We start from the raw sequence: 449 nt of genomic DNA on the forward strand, positions 1-449 counted from the left end.
TCTGCAGTGGCTGCACATATATTTCCACCATTTGGTGTAACGGTTACTTCATACGTACCTGCCTGGGTAATAATTATCGACTCCCCTGTACCTGCTGCCGCTCCTGTTGTAAGGTTTTTCCAGCTGTAGATAACATTATCCGGAGTGTATACTGTTTCTTCAGCAGCAAATGTAGCCGTAAGTACAAAGTCCATCTGGTCGCATTCTGTAAATATAGGCACATCAATTGCAAGCAATGGTGTAGGCACTATTTTAACCTCAAAACTATTGTCAGTACTACATACGTTATTTGTTGCATATACATACACTATCTGGGTATCAGTTATAACTGTACCGGCAATAAGTGCGGTACCTGTTCCGCCAGGGCCTGTGTAGTAGGTGCCGTTAGTAAGTGCGGGAAGCGTGTAGCTGTCGCACTCTACAACATCAACAGGGGCATCGGCAAGCGG

1 protein-coding gene is annotated in these 449 nt (G+C 45.2%); it reads right to left on the bottom strand.

The window, feature by feature from the left end; all coding sequences use genetic code 11:
* A partial coding sequence (locus tag ACLI09_RS18065) for a hypothetical protein (RefSeq protein WP_411421041.1) occupies positions 1 to 449 on the bottom strand: 449 nt, incomplete at both ends.

The organism is Flavobacterium sp. RHBU_24, from assembly GCF_046613695.1.
Lineage (GTDB): Bacteria > Bacteroidota > Bacteroidia > Flavobacteriales > Flavobacteriaceae > Flavobacterium.